Source organism: Chitinophaga agri (assembly GCF_010093065.1).
Lineage (GTDB): Bacteria > Bacteroidota > Bacteroidia > Chitinophagales > Chitinophagaceae > Chitinophaga > Chitinophaga agri.
This window is the reverse complement of the sequence record NZ_CP048113.1, coordinates 2,128,581-2,148,549: the sequence shown is the minus strand read 5'-3', so window position 1 is coordinate 2,148,549 and position 19,969 is coordinate 2,128,581. Positions and strand designations below refer to the sequence as shown.

Here is a 19,969-nt window from a genome sequence, read left to right as displayed (position 1 = left end):
GTTAAAATAAGATCAACGCCCTACCAGCACAATTAGATCGAGAACAGAACAAACCACATATAAGATGTGATCAGCGCTGTCCGGGTACCAGAAATGGTACCCGGACAGGTATGCCTATATAGTGAAGGTACAAGCGACGAACAAGCGACGAACTAGCGACGGCGAAACGGTGGACATGTTCCGGAAGCATCCCCGAAAAAATATTTTCCTGGAGACTAGTACCAAACCCTCTTTTTCCGGATAAGCTATTAAAACGTCCACATTTTGCAAACTGAGAAACTGAAACGTATCCTCCGTCAATACCTGTTGGGCCAGGCAAAGGAGAAAGAATCCACGGTTATTGAATATTGGTACGAATCCTTTGATAATGAGCCAGTAAACACGTTAAGTTCCCAGGAAGAGGAAAACCTTCGCCTGGAGATATGGAGGACTATACAACCCGAGATACATATCCGGAAAGTCCACTATCCCAAAAGGAACCTGGCTGCCGCGGCCGCTGTAGCGTTATTGCTTGCCGGCAGCATCACTGCTTACCTGCTGACCAGGAAGGCGGTGGATTCCCCGTACACCACTATTTCTACCGCTATAGGAGAGAAAAAGACCATTCAGCTGACTGATGGTTCACGTTTGCTCCTGAACGCCGGTTCTACCGTCCGTATTCCTGCTGATATGACCCGGGAAAGAAAACTGGACATCGTGGACGGGGAGGTGTTCTTTGATGTCAAAGGCGACCCAGCAATACCGTTTATCGTGCAGAGCGGCCCGCTGACGACGACGGTATTAGGTACCTCTTTTAATATTTCTGCCTATGCTTCCCTGAACCGTGTAAGTGTCGCAGTAACGCAAGGAAAGGTAAGTGTAGCCCGGGAAAGCGGAAAAGCGGCTACGCTGATAAAGGACCAGGCTCTGACCTATGACCGAAAAAAGGACAGTACGTACCTGGAAACCCTGGATCGTAATATGCTGGAATGGCAGCAGGGGACTCTTGTGTTAAATGATGTTTCCTTTAATGATATGGTGGTACTGATGCAGAAGAACTTCGGTATTACGGTGACCACCCAGGTGCAGCGTATCCGCGATACCAGATATACCACAGAACTGTCTGCCACGATGGAACCTGTGAAAGCCGCGGAAGTACTGGCTGCCATTCATCGTCTGAAAATAAAAGTGACCGGCCACGAGGTACTATTATATGAATAAAACCAACAGAACAGGCATTATCACGCCAAAAAACTATATGCAACCACTGTGAGGTGGCGCCAACTACTGTAACACTCTAACGACTAAACTACGTATGAAAAAAATTGCCACGACCTTCAGAAGACGGGCTTTGTCCATCGTCTTCGTGTTACTCAGCGTGTCTCTCATTCTGCCAGCCTACGCAGGGAAGGGACAGATCCTGAAAGAAACTAATGTTACCATCCGGCTTAAAAGCGGATCACTGGATGCAGCTATACAGGAACTGCATTCTTCCACGAAAGTTACGTTTGCGTACGACAAACAACTGTTAAGATCTATTTCAATACCGGATTGTTCTTTCTCTAACCAAAGACTCGACGTAGTGCTGGAACAGCTGCTACGTAACAAGCAACTGGGTTTTGGAGAGGTGAATAATATAGTTGTCATCAGCCGTGCAGATGAAAATATCGCGGTAGCTCACATCAGAACTGACCGTGAAGATATCATCGTATCAGGCGTGGTAACCGACGAAGCCGGTAGCCCGATGCCGGGTGTCAGCGTAGCCGTACGCGGTTCTACTACTATGACTTCCACCGGCGTTGACGGTAAGTTTAAACTCATTGTGCAATCGCGTGAAGCCGTGATCGGGTTCAGCTTCATTGGTTACGAAACAGCTACAGTGACTGTGGGTACACAAACGAATCTGCAGGTGCGTATGAAGGTGGCCAGTCAGTCACTGGGTGAAGTAGCAGTAGTTGGTTTTGGCACACAGCGCAGAGTGAGCCTGGTAGGAGCACAGTCAGAGATCAAGCCGGCAGAGTTCAAACAACCTACTGCCAATATCAGCACCATGCTGGCAGGACGTATCGCCGGTGTGGTAGGTGTACAGCGTTCCGGTGAGCCCGGAAGAGGTAGCGCCGACCTATGGATACGTGGCATCTCTACTTTCGGGAATGGTAATAATTCTGGTCCGCTGGTATTGGTAGATGGGGTAGAACGTTCTATCAACAACATTTCCCCGGAAGATGTGGAATCGTTTACAGTGCTAAAAGATGCGGCAGGTACTGCTGTATATGGCGTACGTGGTGCAAATGGCGTGATCCTCATCAAAACCAAAACTGGTAAGATCGGCAAACCGCAGATCTATCTGGACTATAATGAGGGTGTAAATACGTTTACCCGTCGTCCGAAAATGCTGGACGGTATCTCTTATATGCGTCTCGCAAATGAAGCACTGACCACCCGAAATCAGCATCCAAAATATACAGAAGAATACATCCAGCATACTATCGATGGTAAAGATCCGCTGCTGTATCCGAACGTAGACTGGATGGATGCAGTGTTCAATAAGTATGGTCATACCCGCAGTACGAATCTCAATGCCAGTGGTGGTGTGGAGAATGCACAATATTATGTATCGCTGGGTTATTACAATGAGTCAGGTTTTATGAAGACCGACGAACTGGCGAACTATAATTCATCCATGAAATATAACAGGTATAATTTTACCTCTAATCTGAACCTGCGTGTAACTAAAACAACCAAACTGGATGTGGGACTGCAGGGATATTTTTCTAACGGCAACTATCCGGGTATCTCTTCTGGTGATATCTTCCAGAGTGCCATGGATGCTGCTCCTGTAGCATACCCTGTTATGTATCCGGGTGGATTTGTACCTGGTCAGTCATCCAACGGAGGCTTTCGTAACCCATATGCAGACCTCACCAGAAGAGGTTATACGAACGAGTTCCGCAATCAATTGTATTCCAACATCAGAGGTACACAGGACCTCGATGGCTTAACACGTGGCCTGAAAGCCAGTGTGATGTTTGCGTTTGACTCCTACAACCAGAACTATATCATCCGCTCCAAGAGAGAAGATACCTACTATCCAGACATGACGAATCCATACAAACCGGATGGCTCACTGAACCTGGTAAAAACATATACCGGTAACCAGTACCTGGGATTTGATAATAGTCCAAACAACAGGCAGACCAGCCGTCGTTTCTATACGGAAGCATCATTGAACTATGACAGAAGCTATGGTAAACACCGCGTAGGTGGACTGGCCCTGTTCTATTCCAGTGACAGAACGAATGCACTGGCGGGTGATTTCATTAGCTCTATTCCTGAGCGGTCGCTGGGGCTGGCAGGTAGGGTGACGTATTCTTATTCAGATAAATATTTCCTGGAACTCAATGCTGGTTACAATGGTTCTGAGCTATTTGCACCAGGCAACCGTTTTGGTTTCTTCCCGGCAGTAGGTATAGGCTGGATCGCGTCAGAAGAGAAGTTCTTTGAGCCGCTGAAGAAAGCGATCACCTTTCTGAAATTCCGTTACTCCAATGGTAATACCGGTCTGGGTAGTGCGGGCGACAGGTTTCTGTATATCACTAATCTGGGTACTTACAATGATGCTTATAAGTATGGCCAGGTGCCAACATTTGTAGGTGGTATTAACATCAACCGTTATGCTACGAATGTAAAATGGTCAGTATCTAACAAGCAGGATCTGGGTATCGAGTTCCGTACGCTGAATGATCAGCTGTCGGTGATTGTAGACCTGTTCAGGGAGCATCGTACCGGTATCTTCCTGCAACGTGCTTCGAGCGTGGATTTTATGGGACTGGAAAACCAGCCGTATGCGAATCTGGGTATTGTAGATAATAAAGGTTTCGATGCATCATTGGTATACGATACACGTTTCGGGCAGGTGGATGTGAAACTGAGGGGTAACATCACCTATACCAAAGACAGGCTGGTCGAAGATGACCGTCCGCCACAGAACTACCCATGGATGGAACACAGAGGTAACAATGTACTGGCCCGCTACGGATATATCGCAGATGGATTATTTGCCAGCGAAGATGAAGTGAATAAGAGTGCTGTACCGGGAGATAAATCTAAAGTGAAACCGGGAGATATTAAATACAAAGACCTGAACAATGATGGTATCATCAATAGTTACGACGTGGCAAAGATCGGTCGTGGTGATGTACCCAGTACCGTGTATGGCTTTGGATTTGACCTGGGTTATAAGGGCTTCAGTTTCGGTTTATTATTCCAGGGTGTTGCTGATGCAGACAGGATGCTGAGAGGGTCAGCGATCATACCGTTCAATGGTGGTGGCGGTGTGACCAATGCATATGCGATCGCTACAGACAGATGGACTGTGGATAATCCCGATCCGAATGCATTCTATCCCAGACTGGCATATGGCGAAGCGGAGAACAATAATAACACACAGGCCAGTTCCTGGTGGATCAAGGATGTAAGTTTCATGCGTCTTAAATCAGCGCAGCTGGCTTATAATTTCCCGGCAACATTGATGAGCAGAACGGGCTTACGTGCCGCATCGGTATATGTGCAGGGAATCAACCTGTTTACCTTCAGCAAGTTCAAACTGTGGGATCCTGAGCTGAACACGGATAATGGGTCTTCCTATCCAAATATCAGAACGATCTCCGTGGGTATGAATCTGAAATTCTAACGTTACAAGCAACTGATCATGAAAAAGCTATTATATACATTCCTCGTTTTGGGACTCATGTCCACTTCCTGCTCAAAGTACCTGGATCAGGTACCAGATGATAGGCTCACTATTGAAGAAACTTTCAGGACCTGGGGAACCGCGGAGCGATTCCTGGCAGACGTGTACCGTCGTGTGCCGGACGAATTTGGTCAGCGTGACGCCGGTTCTGAAAGTAATCGCGGGGTATGGACCGGTGGTTCTGACGAAGCAGATTTCGTATGGGGCTTTGTAAGGTCTAATGATATTAATATTGGTAACTGGGATGCGAACTCAGGTTTCGTAGGCGACTACTGGCGTAATTTCTATCGTGGTATCCGAGCAGCGGGTGTATTCATGGAGAATGCGGACAAGATCACAGATCTGTCACCCGATCTGATCAAAAGGTACAAAGCGGAAGCGAGAGCGCTGAGAGCGATGTATTATTTCTACCTGATCCGTATATACGGACCAGTGGTCATACTAGGCGATCAGGTGCCGGCCGTGGATGCGAATATCCAGTTGCCACGTAACTCCTTTGATGAGTGTGTTACCTATATTACGACAGAGCTGGAGAAAGCAGCAGCAGACCTGCCGACTGTGCAGTCCAGAACAGAAGACTACGGTCGTATCACAAAAGGTGTAGCGATGGCATTCCGCGCCAATGCACTGATGTATGCAGCCAGTCCGTTATACAATGGCAATGCAGACCTGGCTGATATGGTGAACAGAGATGGCAAGCAACTGATCAGTCAGACATATGATGCGAATAAATGGAAAGTAGCGGCAGATGCGTATAAGAATTTCCTGACCACCTTTGTACCAGGTACCTATGATCTTTACCGTGAGAATAACGCAAGTGGTGCGTTCGATCCGTATCTGTCCTGCCGTAACGTGATACTGAAAGACTGGAACAAGGAAGTGATCTTCGCAAGACCAGGTAGTTCTATTGGTCCAAGGCAATATGAGCTGACACCGTACCATAACGGGGCAAGTTCCCGTGATGTGAAGGGTAGTGGTGGCTTAGGTGCGACGCAGAACATGGTAGACGCATTCTTTACGGCGAATGGCAGAAGCATTGATGATCCGCAGTCAGGTTATAGAAAAGAAGGGTATTCTATGTTCCAGACGCCATATGATACACATGAGAAAGAGATCTACAATCAGTGGGTGAACCGGGAACCTCGTTTCTATGTGAACATTACATTTGACGGCAGCACCTGGCTGAATACTTCCTTCGGAGAGATCACGACCCGTTTATATAACACAGGCAACTCGGGTAAACAGACTGGCGGCGGCGACTATTCACCGACAGGCTACATTGTACGTAAGGCGATGGGTATGGGTAAATGGGATGTGAACGACCGTTCCGTAATACTGGTACGGCTGGCAGAGATCTATCTGAGCTATGCGGAATGTATCAATGAGGCAGCACCCGGCAATCCGGAAGCGCTGCAATATCTGAACCTGATCCGCGAAAGAGCGGGTGTTCCGCAATATGGTTCAGAAACACTGCCGGCGCCAGCAGGTGGGGAAGCGATGAGAGAAGCGATCCGTAAGGAGCGCAGGGTAGAGCTGGCGTTTGAGAACCATCGTTTCTTTGATGTACGTCGCTGGAAGATAGGAGAGCAGACACAGAACGGACCAATGTACGGACTGAATATAGGTTCCGACCTGCCGGAGTTCCTGAAGGTAGTCGTGTTTGAAACACGTGTGTTTAACAAGCGCCACTATTTCTTCCCGATACCGTCTAACGACGTAAATAACGATAAGGAGCTGATACAGAATCCGGGTTGGTAATCACATTATGCCATTTATCATGCTAACATATTCAACAACAATGAAGCGTCTCAACTTTCTGTTTACCGTTGTGGTGATACTGATCAGTATCTCCTGCAGCAAGAGCAATGCACGGGGGCCTGTGAATGAGGAGACCCCTGTACTGCCGCCAGTATCCTTTACCTCAAAAGATGCGACGGCGGCGTTTAACACCTTCAATCAGTATTTCTATAGTACGACAGATAAACTGTATTATTCAAATACGGAGAAAAAGGATATCGGCGCCATCTGGACACAGGCTGTTTACTGGGACCTGATCATGGATACCTACAAGCGTACCGGAGATGCCGCACATCGTAAGATGATCGATGATCTGTACCAGGGAGGATATAACCGTTACGATAAGTATAACTGGAGCAACAAGGTAGTATGGTTCATCTACGATGATATGATGTGGTGGATCATTTCACTGGCCCGCGCTCATCAGATCACTGGCAACCAGGAATACCTGAACCGGTCTATTGAGGGATTCCAGTATGTATACAGGGAATCTTATGATAATGAGAAAGGCGGTATGTGGTGGGACTTCAATCACACCGGTAAGAATTCCTGTATCAATTTTCCTACCGTGATCGCTGCGATGACATTGTTTAACATCACGAAGGAGACGGCGTACCTCGATAAGGCAAAGGACCTGTATAGCTGGTCGCTGGCTAATCTGACAGACAGTACGACTGGTCGTGCGGCCGATAACAATATCAGGGGTAATAAGGGTTGGTCTGATTACACCTATAACCAGGGTACTTTCATTGGTGCTGCTGTGATGTTATATAAAGCGACAGGGCAGACTTCTTACCTGGAGAATGCAAAGAAGGCGGCAGATTATACCCAGCAGCAAATGTCCGATGCGGATGGTATTTTACCGGCAGAGGGAGACTGGAATGAGCAGGGTGTATTAAAAGCGATCCTGGCGCATTACCTGCTGACGTTGGTCAATGATGCGGATCAGGCACAATATCTGCCATGGATCAGGAAGAACATTAATACGGCATGGGGAAACAGAGATGTAGCGAGAGGTATTATGCACAGGAATTACAAGATCCCTTGTCCGACAGGTATTGTACAATCCTATGAGGCAAGTAGTGCAGTTGAATTTATGCAGGTTTGCCCGCCGGAAAAATAAGTGAGGCTAATAGTTCAAAATAAAGAGGGTGTCAAATGTCAGCTCCACGGCATTGGCATCCTTTTTTTATTCCTAATTGTCTTCACTGATGCGCATGATAAGCTTCTGTCCTTTCGTTTCATTCTGTTCCAGCATAGCATGTGCCTTTCTCACTGTCACGACGCTAAAGTCACCCAGTACATTTATCGGAGAAGGCGTGATGATCTCTTTCTCTACCAGGTTCCTGACGCGATCAAGCAGTTCCCCATAATAGGAAAAATTGCCTTTCAGGCTATAGGCATAGTTGGATATGTTGACAATGACAGCGCCAATGTTAAAAAGGTTCTCTCTTGCATGTTCTGTAGAGAAAGAGGTGACATCTGCGTAGGTGCCATTGAGTCGTATGATGTTGCTGCATAGTTCAGACATACGGTTACCCACGAGGTCAACTGTGTAATCAAACAGCTGGTTGTTATTGCCCTGGATGATAGCGGAAATGACATTCGGAGATGTATAGTCGGCGATCTGCTTATCACTAAGACCGGCGTTGATCAGTTGTTGTCTGCTGGCAGTATTGCCAGCGGTAGTCACAATTTTATCGATACCCTGGGACAGGAGTAGTTTGATGAGTACGAGGCCAACGCCACCGGCGCCACCACTGATGAAGACCGACTCTTCTGTCGATATTTTAAGGCGGTTACAGCATTGCAGGGCGGTAAGTGCACTGACGGGCAGGGCGGCGGCCTGTTCAAAGCTGATATTGGCCGGTTTCCCGGCTACAATCTGCTGAGGAACGCTGATGTATTCCGCATAGGTGCCATTGGACCCCATGCTACCGGAAGCGCAGAATACAGCGTCGCCCGGTTCGAAGTGCCTGACAGATTTACCTTTCGCTATTATGGTGCCGGAGCACTCCCTGCCAAGGATGGGAGAGTGTATACGTTTGCTTTCATTGGCGCCGGACCGCATCTGATAATCGATGGGATTAAATGCAGTAGCAGCGATTTTTATAAGTACGTCATTATCATTGATCTGGGGAGAGTCTACGTCAGCCAGGGTAAAATTATCTGAACTACCTAATTGTTTGAGAATAATTGCTTTCATGTGATGCATTGTTACATTCAACTGGTTGATAGCGGTGTCTTTCTGAACAAAAATAGAAAAAGGTAAATGAAAGGCCAATTAAGCGCGTCCACTGGCGATGCATACTGAGGACTGCAGTTTCAGATATTGGGCCGGAGAAAGGCCTAAAAAGTGGTTGAAATCATGGATCAGGTGGCTCTGATCATAATAGCCGCCTTCGTGCACGAGTTCGAACCAGTCGATCGTGTTATGTTGGGACAGCTCCTGCAGCCGGTCTAGTATCTTTTTAAAACGTTGATACCGGTTCATTTCCTTCGCACTATAGCCGAGGTACTTTTTGTATTTCAGCTGGATGTTCCTTTCGCTTTGTCCCTGTTTATCAGCGATCTCTTTGACCGGATTAACAACACCACCGGCGTCGCTTTTGTTGACGATGTCTTCTGAACCACTATCGCGTGACCGGAGATAACCGGCGGAGAAGTCGAGTATACAGTCCACGCGCTGCTGCATGTCAGGCAGGGCTTTCAGTTCCTCCCACAGGGTGGCAAAGCAGTGTTCACCCATTATATCGTCGGGGTGTAACAGGAAGTCGGCATATGACCGCAGGTGTTTGCCGAAGAAACGGTAGAAGGCGTCCAGTTTGAAATTGGCCACCAGCATTTCGCCATGGGCGGGTATGGTATACGCATGGGCGAATTTTAGTGGTCCAATGACGATGCTCTTGTCGATCGGGAGTGTATGACCATCAGCAGGACTGAACTGTATAGGGGCGCCGAAGTTGAATACCAGGATAGTCTGGAAGGTAGGGGATAGTAACTTGCTGACAGCCGATGCCTGCTGATTGAGCGTATAGTAGAATGGGGCAAAGACCTGTTCCCATTCCGCGGGGACAGGAATATGACCGGTTATATAAGCGTCAGTTGTCTGCATGGGACAAATGTATGAAATGATTTGTGTGGGAGGATATATTTGTCTGTTACCATGTATTATCTTTGGGATAGATCAACCTGCTATGAAATTTTTAGAAGCTGCTACCCGAAAAATGAGGTCCTGGAAGGGATTATTGTTCACTACATTATTTTACCTGTTTTTTACCTTGCTAGGCGAAGGCGATGACACCTTTAAACAGCAATGGTTAATGGCCCTGATATTTTTGCCGGGGATACTCTTCCCTTTACTTACGTGTGATTATAGGAAACTGGCGCCTGCAGGTAGTCGTATTACCATGTTAATCATTCATATCACCTTGTCAATTGCCATCTATTTATTTGGTGCCGGCATATGGTCGCTAGGAGTGGAATGGCGATGGGCAGGTGTCGTGGCAGGAGTATGGGGATCATTTGCATATCGGGTACTGACGCACTATCTGTTGGAGATGGAGTTATCCATGGTACAGATGTTAATTGCAGGATTACTGAGTGGACTGTCATTTGCGCCGCCGGGGATATTTACGGAGCGTGGCTGGGCAGTGGGATACGCTGTAACCTTATGGACGCTGGTGAATGGAGGGATGATGCTTTATAATGGGAGAGAGCGGCAGGAGCAGCTTGCACAATAGTTGAATACCCTTACGATGAAATTATTAGTAGCCAGGATGCCGAGGCTCAGATTTATAATCGCAAGTGCATTGCTTTATTTTATGCTTTGCTGGTCAATAAATTGGTGGAAAGAGGAGAAGATCTTGTTTGCATTCCTGATGATGTTCCTGCCAGGATTGACATTTCCTTTGATAACATGTGATTATAAACGGCTTGCCACATATAAATACAGTGGCTTTATTAAAGTGCTTCACCTCGCCTGCTCTGCCGGGATATATCATGGTTGTGTATGGATCTTCTCCGGTGAGCACTCTGTTTTCTATGCTAATGTGCTGTCAGGGAGTGTAGGTTCCCTGTTGTTTATGTTGTTGACGAAATATCTTTTACGCGTGAGGCTGACCTGGATACAGATTTTGTATGCGGTGGTATTGAGTGGGTTAGTTATGATCAATGCGACAATGTATGGAACGAGTGCCATAGGACTTGGAGTAGGGGTGATGTTGTGGACGTTGGTCAATGGTGTGTTGCTGTATTATTGCCATAACACAACTGTTGAGAAAAGGCTTGCACCAGTGAATATGGACAGGCAGCAGTTCTTTCGTATTTATCTGAAGGCGTTAAAAGTGGCGTTGGAAAATGATCATATTGATCATGGATATCTGGTGAAAGGGCCGGATTGGTATATGGAGGAGGGTATCGTTGCTGATATGGATGCGTTCATGGAACAGGAGTTAGCGGATGATGATTTTGTAAACCTGGTAGAATATTATTTTGATGCGATGTCCCATAACCTCCCGGATGTAGGAAGGCTGAGTGTAGAGGATGCGCGCGTGTACATCATCGAAGAGATGACCCGGATAAAGGCTGAATATAGATTATAGTGTGCCAGTTGGGTAACGATCCCACATCTCTGGTTTTTCAGACCAGCGCATAGACCATCTTTGCTACAGGCACGTATACGTGTATGTTGTTTACAACTGAGACCCTGTTCAGCTGTAATAGTGTGTGTCAGTTGGGTAACGATCCCACATCTCTGGTTTTTCAGACCAGCGCATAGACCATCTTTGCTACAGGCACAAAAAAACGCCCGCCTGGAATAACCAAGCGGGCGTTCAATGCGTTTATGTTTAGCATCATACAATAGCCTGGTTCCTTCCGACACGGAAGAAACTAAACGCGATGTTGTATGATATTACTTGTTTCATGAAGGCAAAGCTATATAAGTTTATAATATAAAAAAAATTATTTTATCGTAGTGGCCGAAAAAGTATACAGGCGATAACGTTAATACCGGTTTAATCATAATACTTATAAAGTATTTCCTCACCGTAGTATTCTTTTGCTTCTTGGCAATTTGTACACATGCACAATGTAATTCTCTTATAAGGGAAACTGCTTATTGTATTAATAGTATTCAGGGCCTGAAGGAAGACGTCAAAAGCGTGTTTTTTTCTTGCATGTTGGCAGAGATACCTCCATCTGATGAATCATCGTTGGTGTCTTCACATCCTTATCGCAGTGACATACGCGCGGACCTGGCTATCATGAGCGGCAATGAACACCGAAGTGGCTTTTGTATATCTTTATTTGGCACAAATTGTATCATTTATGGCATTTGTGCCAATCTCAAACAATCTTACATTTGTGTTGTTCAAGCAGTTATATGCCGAAAAAACGTAAAAAACTTATCGTCATCGTACCTATGCCAGGTACTTACATGCTGGACCTCGCCGGCCCACTGGACGTCTTCACCGCTGCTGACAGAATGCTGAATGAGACCGCTGCCGCCGGTGATATCGGATACGAGATCCTTTTAGCCTCTCCACTCAGCACAAGAAAGATTGCCACCAATAGTGGCATCGAATTTACCTGTCCGGTAAGGGTCGATGAGATTGGCCGTCAGATAGATACACTGATAGTGGCTGGCTTTTCCATCCGTAACTTGGAAACAGGTAAGAAGTTCTGTGACTGGCTGCACGACGCCTATCCTGGAATGAGACGTATCGGATCTGTATGCGTAGGGACCTACGCACTGGCAGAAGCGGGCATCCTGGATGGTAAACAGGCCACGACACACTGGGAGTTCAGTCAGGACTTTCAACGCCGTTATCCGGATATCAGGGTGGATACCAACCCCTTTTATACACGGGATGGAAATGTGTACACGTCAGGTGGCGTCGCTTCTGGTATTGACCTCGCACTGGCGCTTGTGGAAGAAGACTATGGAAGGGATGTAGCGCTGGCTGCTGCACGTAAGCTGGTGTTGTTCCTGAAGCGTACCGGCTATCAGTCGCAGTTCAGTACGCTCATGAAGACGCATGCCATGGAGAACTCCATTGCCGGTAAACTGCAACCGTGGATGATGCAGCACCTGAAGGATGACCTGACAGTGGAGGAACTGGCGGAGCACAGTAGTATGAGCCTGCGCAATTTCAACCGGGTGTTTCTGAAAGAGACAGGTATGACGCCTGCCAAATTCGTAGAGAAACTACGCATTGAAATGGCCCGGAAATACCTTGAAGACAGTGACCTGAGCATGGAGCAGATTGCAGAACGTTGCGGACTTGGAGGAGTGGTATCCATGCGGCGTACGTTTATGCGGCATATGATGGTATCGCCCAGCGATTACCGGCGCACATTCAGAACATCATTACAAACTGTTGATTGATCACTTAAAAAATATATTACGATGAAAGTAGCGATTAATGGATTCGGACGTATAGGTAGAATGACACTCAGAACTTTACTGGATAAGAAGGAAGTGGAAGTAGTGGCTATTAATGACCTTACAGATATCGGGTTGCTCTCGCACCTCCTGAAATATGATACATCGCACGGGAAGTTCCCGGGTACTGTCACACACGATGATAAATACCTGGTGGTGAACGGGAAAAAGATCTTGTTGCTGAATGAACGATCACCGGAAAAACTGCCATGGGGCGAACTGGGTATAGATGTCGTTATAGAATCTACCGGTCGTTTCACACAAAGAGAGTTAGCACAGCAGCATATCACCGCTGGTGCTGGCAGAGTATTGATCACCGCTCCAGCAACTGGTAATGTCAAGACGATCGTGGCTGGTGTGAATGATGCGCTCATTTCAGATGAAGACGAAATCTTATCTACTGCCTCCTGTACGACTAACTGTATCGCGCCAGTATTATATCTGCTGGATAAAGAATACGGGATTGCTTCGGGTTACATGAGTACTGTACATGCGTTTACAATGGATCAGATGTTGCAGGACGGACCGCATAAAGACTATCGCAGAGCGCGTGCTGCCACTCAGTCGATCATCCCTACTACGACCGGTGCTGCGAAAGCGATCGGGGATGTGTTACCGGCACTGAAAGGTAAAATGGACGGTTTCTCTTACAGGGTACCTGTGATTGATGGCTCTATTGCAGATATGTCATTAAATCTTGTGAAGCCTGCTTCCGCGGCAGAAATCAACGCACTGTTCAAACATCATGCGGACACTACACTGAAGGGTGTGCTGGAATATACGGAAGAGCCACTGGTATCCGCTGACATTCTTGGCAATACACATTCTTCTATAGTAGATGCTTCGCTGACACGCACCATCGGTAATCTGGTGAAGATTGTTGCCTGGTACGACAATGAAGTAGGTATATCCAACCGTATCGCCGAACTCACCGTGCAGCTGGCACAGCGTCTTACGCCGGCACAGGCATAACACTGCAGATCACGAGGATGCCTGTACGATCAGACTGGTGTTCAGGATCTTTCGTTCGAACTCCTTCACTGGCTTTTTACTCTCTATCAGTTGCAATAACAGGTTGGTGGCGATCTGCCCCATTTCAAAAGCCGGTTGCCTGACTACTGTCAGGGGCGGATGCAGCAATTCTATCAGATCAGAATTAGAGAAACCTACCAGGGCAATGTCCTGTGGGATGCGTATGCCTTTACTTTTTAACACCCGCATACAGTTGGTGGTCAGCTTATCTGACGCCGTAAAAATAGCATCAGGTCGTGGGCGCAGCTTTAGTAGCTGGCTCACGGCCTGTTCTACTTCCTGCAACTGTAAACCGGCGTAACGGCTATATTTGATGAGCGCCTTACCAGGTTTCACTCTTGTATGGGCCAGCGCTTCACGGTAACCCGCAATACGTTCCCGGCTGATAGACAGGTTCTCTGGTCCGGCAATGACCGCGATATGCTTATATCCTTTGTTGATCAGATGTAAGGTTGCATCATAGGCGCCCCTGAAATTGTCTACCATGACCTTATGCGTCTGTATTTCCTCTACAATACGGTCAAAGAACACAATAGGAAATCCTCTTTCATGTAAGGCTTTCAGATGATCAAGATTTTCTGTTCCACTGGATACAGAGATCAGCAGACCATCGATCGAACGGGATGCAAGGTACTGCAGTGTCATTACTTCCTTGTCGAAAGATTCATGCGTCTGGGAGATCATAACATTGTACCCCTTGTCCTTCGCTACTGACTCAATACCATTAATGGCCTGGGAAAAAAAGCTATTGGCAATTTCTGCGACGATCACACCGATAGAACGGCTTCTTTTTTCCTTGAGACTGAGCGCAATGGGATTCGGATGATAATTGATCCTCGTGGCATATTCCAGTACCAGCTGTTTGGTGGCAGTACTGATCTCGTGACTGTCCCGTAAGGCACGGGACACTGTAGAGGTAGATAACCCCAGCGCAATGGCTATATCTTTTATAGTGGCAGCTTCAAATTTCATAACGTAATGAGTAAATATACTTATAATTTATTTTATACTATATTAGTGTCATTCTAACACGTATGAAAAACGCTTTACTGATGAAGAAAAAGCTGCTCTTTATTGTAGTGGGTTTGTGCCTCCATGCCCTTTCTCATGGCCAGCAGCGCTCCCTATCCTGGGTAGCTGATCTGGGGAATGGCTCCTATAAAAACCCGGTGCTCAATGCCGATTATTCTGACCCTGATGTTTGCCGGGCAGGGAACGATTTCTATATGACTGCGTCCAGTTTCAATGCAGCACCCGGGTTACCCATCCTGCATTCAAAGGACCTGGTCAACTGGCAGCTGATAGGACACGCCATATACCGCCAGCCGCCATTTGCTCATTTTAGTAAGGTGCAGCATGGCAATGGTGTCTGGGCCCCTTCTATTCGTTATCATAAGGGAGAATTTTATATCTATTACCCTGATCCTGATTTTGGTATATACCTGATCAAGGCAAAAAATGCCGCAGGTCCATGGTCCGACCCTGTGATGGTGAAAGCTGGAAAGGGACTGATAGACCCTTGTCCGCTGTGGGATGATGATGGGAAGGTATACCTGGTACATGCCTTTGCCGGCAGCCGTGCTGGCATTAAGAGCATCCTGACCCTCAACCGGATGAACGAAGCAGGTACAGCTGTTACTGATGAGGGAGTACTCATATTTGATGGTCATCCGGCACATCCCACACTGGAAGGCCCGAAACTGTATAAACGTAATGGGTACTACTACATTTTCGCTCCAGCGGGCGGCGTAAGTACAGGCTGGCAGCTGGTATTGCGTTCAAAGAATATTTATGGCCCATATGAGGAAAAGATCGTAATGGACCAGGGTAAAAGTGTTGTAAATGGGCCGCATCAGGGGGCCTGGGTAGATATGCCTTCAGGGGCCAGCTGGTTCCTCCACTTCCAGGATAAGAATGCCTATGGCCGCGTGGTACATTTACAGCCTATGCAGTGGATCAATAACTGGCCAGTAATAGGCATAGACCCCGACGGAGATGGAAAAGGGGAGCCAGTTATGACATGGAAAAAGCCGCTGGCTGGTATGCCGGTTATGACACCGCCAGAGTCCGATGAATTCAATGGCGCATCCCTGGGGCTGCAATGGCAATGGCAGGCAAACCCGGTAGCCACCTGGATGATGACCTATCCTGCTAAAGGCATGCTGCGTTTATTCTCCGCAAAAATGCCTGACTCCTCCCGTAACTGTTGGCAGGCACCTCATCTGCTGCTGCAAAAGTTCCCTGCCGATACCTTCACTGTTACCACAAAATGTTCCTTTACGCCCAATCCTTCCCTGGAAGGCGAACGAACAGGTCTGATTATATTCGGGGTGGATTACGCGAGTATTTCACTCATAAAGAAAGATAATGCCCTGCAACTGGTGTACGCGTCCTGTCTGAAAGCAGACAAGGGCGCAGAAGAAGAGCAGGAAGTACTGAAGCCCATCACTGGCAACACCTGCTGGTTCCGTGTGAAGGTGGGCAGGGATGCTGTTTGCCGTTTTAGCTATAGTCTGGATGGGGTACAGTTTACCGATGCAGGCAAGCCATTCACAGCACAACCGGGAAGATGGGTAGGAGCGAAGGTCGGTATCTTCTGCACGCGTAATACGCAGATCAATGATGCTGGTTTTGCAGACTATGACTGGTTCAGGGTAAATTAGGAATTAAGAACCGGAAATTATGGGATAATAACCTACTTTATTTTTAGAAAAGCGTCCAGTAGAAACTGGTCTGGGCGCTTTTTACTTTACATGACAACCCTTTTGGCACCATTTCCAATTCCTGATCCTTCTTGTTCGCAAACGTTTGCGTAAATAAATCCTTCCAATCCTTTCCGTATTAATGAATATCGGCGTAGAATTGTTTCGGGGTACCGGTATGATGAACTGAGAAAAACAGTACCACTCGTATTGCCACTGTAGCAATATTGACAATCCGTTGCGGACTTAAAATACCCAATTTTAGAAGACATATAACAACACGTTACGTTATGAAAAAACTGCTATTGATCTACTGGCTTTTGCTGGTCAGTGCCGGAGCTGCATTTGCTCAAAACCACATAATTAAAGGGCGGATATCCGACGCTGCTACCGGAGAACCGCTTGTTATGGTAAATGTGCAGCTGAAAGGTTCCACAACAGGTACACAAACAGACGCCACCGGCGCATTTTCCCTTACCGTTCCCGATTCAAAAGCCGCTGTACTGCTGATTAGTTATCTGGGATATCAGACAGTTACGCAAAACATTAATGGTAACAGTAACATCGTAGTAAAACTGGAAAAAGATAATAAACAACTGGATGAAGTGGTCATAGTAGGTTATGGTGAAGTAAGGAAACGTGACCTGACAGGTGCCATCACTTCTGTGAAAGGAGAAGAACTGAAAAAAGTACCATCTACCAACGTAATGGAATCCGTACAAGGTAAACTGCCAGGCGTTGACATCACCAAAAGCAGTGGAGCCGCTGGTGCAAAGGTGAATGTTACGGTGAGAGGAAACAGGTCTATCCGTGCGGACAATGGTCCGCTGTACATCGTTGATGGTGTACAATATGAAAATATCCAGGATATCAACCCGAATGATATCCAATCTATGGAAGTACTGAAAGATGCTTCCTCTACCGCTGTTTACGGCTCAAGAGGTGCGAACGGTGTCATCATCATCACTACCAAAAAAGGCGTATCCGGAAAACCACGTGTCAGCGTGAATACATACGCTGGGCTCTCTCAGGTAGCCGGTTATCCTGCTATGTCTACAGGTCCGCAATATGTAGCGCAGAAACGAGAAGCCAACCGCACTACCGGCAGATGGAAATCAGAAGCCGATGACCCATTGATCTTCAACGCTGCGGAAGTAGCCGCTATACAAAATAACCTTTGGACAAACTACGCCGATCTGCTGATCCATGATGGTTTGCAACAGGACTATCAGGTAGGTGTCTCCGGTGGTTCCGAAAAGACGAAAGTTTATCTGTCCCTGGATTACTTTGACGAGAAAGGTATCTTCAAGCTCGATCACCTCAAACGTTATTCTGCCCGCTTGAACCTCGACCAGACAATAAATGATTACCTGAAAGTAGGTATGCAGAGTCAGGTGACCTACTATAACCAAGACAACCGTCGCGATCCGCTGAATCAGGCGAATAAGATCGTACCGCTGAATACGCCATACGATGAAAATGGTAACCTGATCTTATTCCCGAATATGGGCTCTATGATCAATCCGCTGGCCGACGAGCAACCTAATGCTTACCAGAACAATGCCCGCATCACCCGCACTTTTGTGAACGCATATGTTGAACTGGCGCCGTTCGCCGGGTTGTCATTCCGCTCCAATCTGGGTGTGACAGTAGATAATGCCCGTACCGGGATCTTTGCTTCCAAAAATACAATAGAACGTTCTACCGCTTCTGCTTCCCGCTCACAGTATAACAGCGGCAGCAGACGTTACATCAGCTGGGAGAACGTATTAAACTACACAAAGAAACTGGGCGATCATACATTCGGTGCGACAGGAGTTGCGAGCTTACTCTCTGATCAGCGTGACTCCAGTTTCCTGCAGGGGGAAGGACAACTGCTGCCTGCTCAGTTATATTACGCCATGCAGAACAACGTGAGCGGCATTGCTGTTCGTTCAAGCTATATGGCTAATAAACTGATCTCGTTCACCGGGCGTATCAACTATAATTACAAAGGTAAATACCTCCTGTCGCTGACAGGCCGTTCTGATGGTAGTTCTAAACTGGCTGCAGGCAATAAATGGGCATTCTTCCCTTCTGTAGCTGGTGCATGGCGCATATCTGATGAAGGCTTTATGCGCGGACAGCGTCTCTTCAGCGATCTGAAGGTACGTGCGAGTTATGGTATCGCTGGTAATGATGCAGTGCCGCCATATGCTACCGCCAGTTACCTGAGCAAGATCCCGTTCTCGTATGATGATACCAATTCCGCACTGGCATATGGTATCGGCAGCCAGATCGGTAACAAGAACCTGAAATGGGAACTGTCTGCCACTACCGATATCGGTGTGGATATGAGTTTCCTGGATGGCAGGATAGGAGCAACGATCGACGTGTATGACACAAAAACAAGGGACCTGCTGTTGCAGAGAACACTGCCTTCTTCTTCCGGTGTGAGCACCGTGATACAGAACATAGGCAAAACCAGGAACAGAGGAATAGAAATTGGCATCAATACAACCAACGTAAGAAGTAAAGCTATCACCTGGACATCCAATATCGTTTTCTCCAGAAACAAGGAAGAGATAGTAGCTCTGGCTGACGCTAACACCAATGATGTTGCTAACGGATGGTTTATCGGTTATCCGGTAAGAGTGTTCTACGACTATGAAAAGACTGGTATCTGGCAGACCAAAGAAGCAGATGCGGCCGCGAAATTCGGTTACAAACCGGGTGATATCAAAGTAAAGGATCAGGATGGCAACGGCGTGCTGAACTCACAGGACCGCGTTATTCTCGGCAGACAGGTGCCTACCTGGAGTGGTGGCTTTAATAACGACATTCGCTTCGGAAGCTTTGATCTGAACGTATACGTGTTCGCCCGTATCGGACAGTGGATCAACTCAGAATATTCCGCGAAGTTTGATCCGCAGGGATTGGAAAACAGTGCTCCGCTGGATTACTGGACGCCTGAGCATGAAACCAATGCTTACCCTCGTCCCAATGCCAGTGTGTCCAGAGATGGTACACCGTTCATCAGAACACTGGGGTACAGAGACGGCTCATTTGTAAAGATCCGTAACATCTCCCTCGGTTACAACCTGCCGGCATCTGCACTGAAAACGCTGCACATGACCAATCTGCGTTTCTATGTCACAGGAAAGAACCTGTTCACTTTCAGTAAAGTGAAAGACTATGATCCGGAGAGAGGTGGTGACCTGAGCAATCCGCTGACGAAAATGTACGTAGCTGGTCTGAACGTAGAATTCTGATTATTCA

At 47.1% G+C, this 19,969-nt stretch carries 13 protein-coding genes and 1 tRNA gene; 10 read left to right on the top strand and 4 right to left on the bottom strand.

The window, feature by feature from the left end:
* The first annotated feature begins 264 nt into the window (after nt 1-264).
* The 4 genes from GWR21_RS08220 to GWR21_RS08205 all read left to right on the top strand — a co-directional run bounded on the left by GWR21_RS08220 (nt 265) and on the right by GWR21_RS08205 (nt 7,652).
* Complete coding sequence (locus tag GWR21_RS08220) at nt 265-1,200, top strand: FecR family protein (RefSeq protein WP_162331265.1); 936 nt, start codon at nt 265-267, stop codon at nt 1,198-1,200.
* 94 nt (nt 1,201-1,294) lie between these two features.
* Nucleotides 1,295-4,672 (top strand): SusC/RagA family TonB-linked outer membrane protein, encoded by a 3,378-nt coding sequence (locus GWR21_RS08215; RefSeq protein ID WP_162331264.1) that lies wholly within the window; start codon nt 1,295-1,297, stop codon nt 4,670-4,672.
* An 18-nt stretch (nt 4,673-4,690) separates the two neighbouring features.
* A complete protein-coding gene (locus GWR21_RS08210) occupies nt 4,691-6,490 on the top strand; it encodes a RagB/SusD family nutrient uptake outer membrane protein (RefSeq protein WP_162331263.1) in 1,800 nt (599 codons plus the stop codon).
* Nucleotides 6,491-6,530: 40 nt separating this feature from the next.
* Nucleotides 6,531-7,652 carry a glycoside hydrolase family 76 protein gene (locus GWR21_RS08205; protein ID WP_238430258.1) on the top strand — a complete coding sequence of 374 codons (1,122 nt, stop codon included), beginning with the start codon at nt 6,531-6,533 and terminating at the stop codon, nt 7,650-7,652.
* Nucleotides 7,653-7,724: 72 nt separating this feature from the next.
* Here GWR21_RS08205 and GWR21_RS08200 read toward each other — a convergent pair whose 3' ends face one another.
* Both GWR21_RS08200 and GWR21_RS08195 read right to left on the bottom strand, forming a co-directional pair.
* Entirely contained in the window at nt 7,725-8,735 is a 1,011-nt protein-coding gene (locus tag GWR21_RS08200; RefSeq protein ID WP_162331261.1) for an NADP-dependent oxidoreductase, read from the bottom strand.
* Nucleotides 8,736-8,813: 78 nt separating this feature from the next.
* Nucleotides 8,814-9,644 (bottom strand): AraC family transcriptional regulator, encoded by an 831-nt coding sequence (locus tag GWR21_RS08195; RefSeq protein WP_162331260.1) that lies wholly within the window; start codon nt 9,642-9,644, stop codon nt 8,814-8,816.
* A gap of 82 nt (nt 9,645-9,726) precedes the next feature.
* On the opposite strand from GWR21_RS08195, the gene GWR21_RS08190 reads away from it, so the two are divergent.
* Entirely contained in the window at nt 9,727-10,272 is a 546-nt protein-coding gene (locus GWR21_RS08190; protein WP_162331259.1) for a hypothetical protein, read from the top strand.
* A gap of 15 nt (nt 10,273-10,287) precedes the next feature.
* Complete coding sequence (locus GWR21_RS08185; protein WP_162331258.1) at nt 10,288-11,133, top strand: hypothetical protein; 846 nt, start codon at nt 10,288-10,290, stop codon at nt 11,131-11,133.
* Here the strand turns inward: GWR21_RS08185 and GWR21_RS08180 are convergent.
* Nucleotides 11,134-11,206, bottom strand: a tRNA-Phe gene (locus GWR21_RS08180).
* 709 nt (nt 11,207-11,915) lie between these two features.
* On the opposite strand from GWR21_RS08180, the gene GWR21_RS08175 reads away from it, so the two are divergent.
* A complete protein-coding gene (locus GWR21_RS08175; RefSeq protein ID WP_238430256.1) occupies nt 11,916-12,920 on the top strand; it encodes a GlxA family transcriptional regulator in 1,005 nt (334 codons plus the stop codon).
* A 21-nt stretch (nt 12,921-12,941) separates the two neighbouring features.
* Complete coding sequence (gap, locus tag GWR21_RS08170; RefSeq protein ID WP_162331257.1) at nt 12,942-13,949, top strand: type I glyceraldehyde-3-phosphate dehydrogenase; 1,008 nt, start codon at nt 12,942-12,944, stop codon at nt 13,947-13,949.
* A 9-nt stretch (nt 13,950-13,958) separates the two neighbouring features.
* Here gap and GWR21_RS08165 read toward each other — a convergent pair whose 3' ends face one another.
* Complete coding sequence (locus GWR21_RS08165; protein WP_162331256.1) at nt 13,959-14,981, bottom strand: LacI family DNA-binding transcriptional regulator; 1,023 nt, start codon at nt 14,979-14,981, stop codon at nt 13,959-13,961.
* A gap of 62 nt (nt 14,982-15,043) precedes the next feature.
* On the opposite strand from GWR21_RS08165, the gene GWR21_RS08160 reads away from it, so the two are divergent.
* On the top strand, nt 15,044-16,672 hold the full coding sequence (locus tag GWR21_RS08160) for a glycoside hydrolase family 43 protein (RefSeq protein ID WP_238430254.1): 1,629 nt from the start codon (nt 15,044-15,046) through the stop codon (nt 16,670-16,672).
* A gap of 329 nt (nt 16,673-17,001) precedes the next feature.
* Nucleotides 17,002-19,962, top strand: coding sequence for a SusC/RagA family TonB-linked outer membrane protein (locus GWR21_RS08155; RefSeq protein ID WP_162331255.1), 2,961 nt, complete (start codon nt 17,002-17,004; stop codon nt 19,960-19,962).
* Nucleotides 19,963-19,969: the final 7 nt, after the last annotated feature.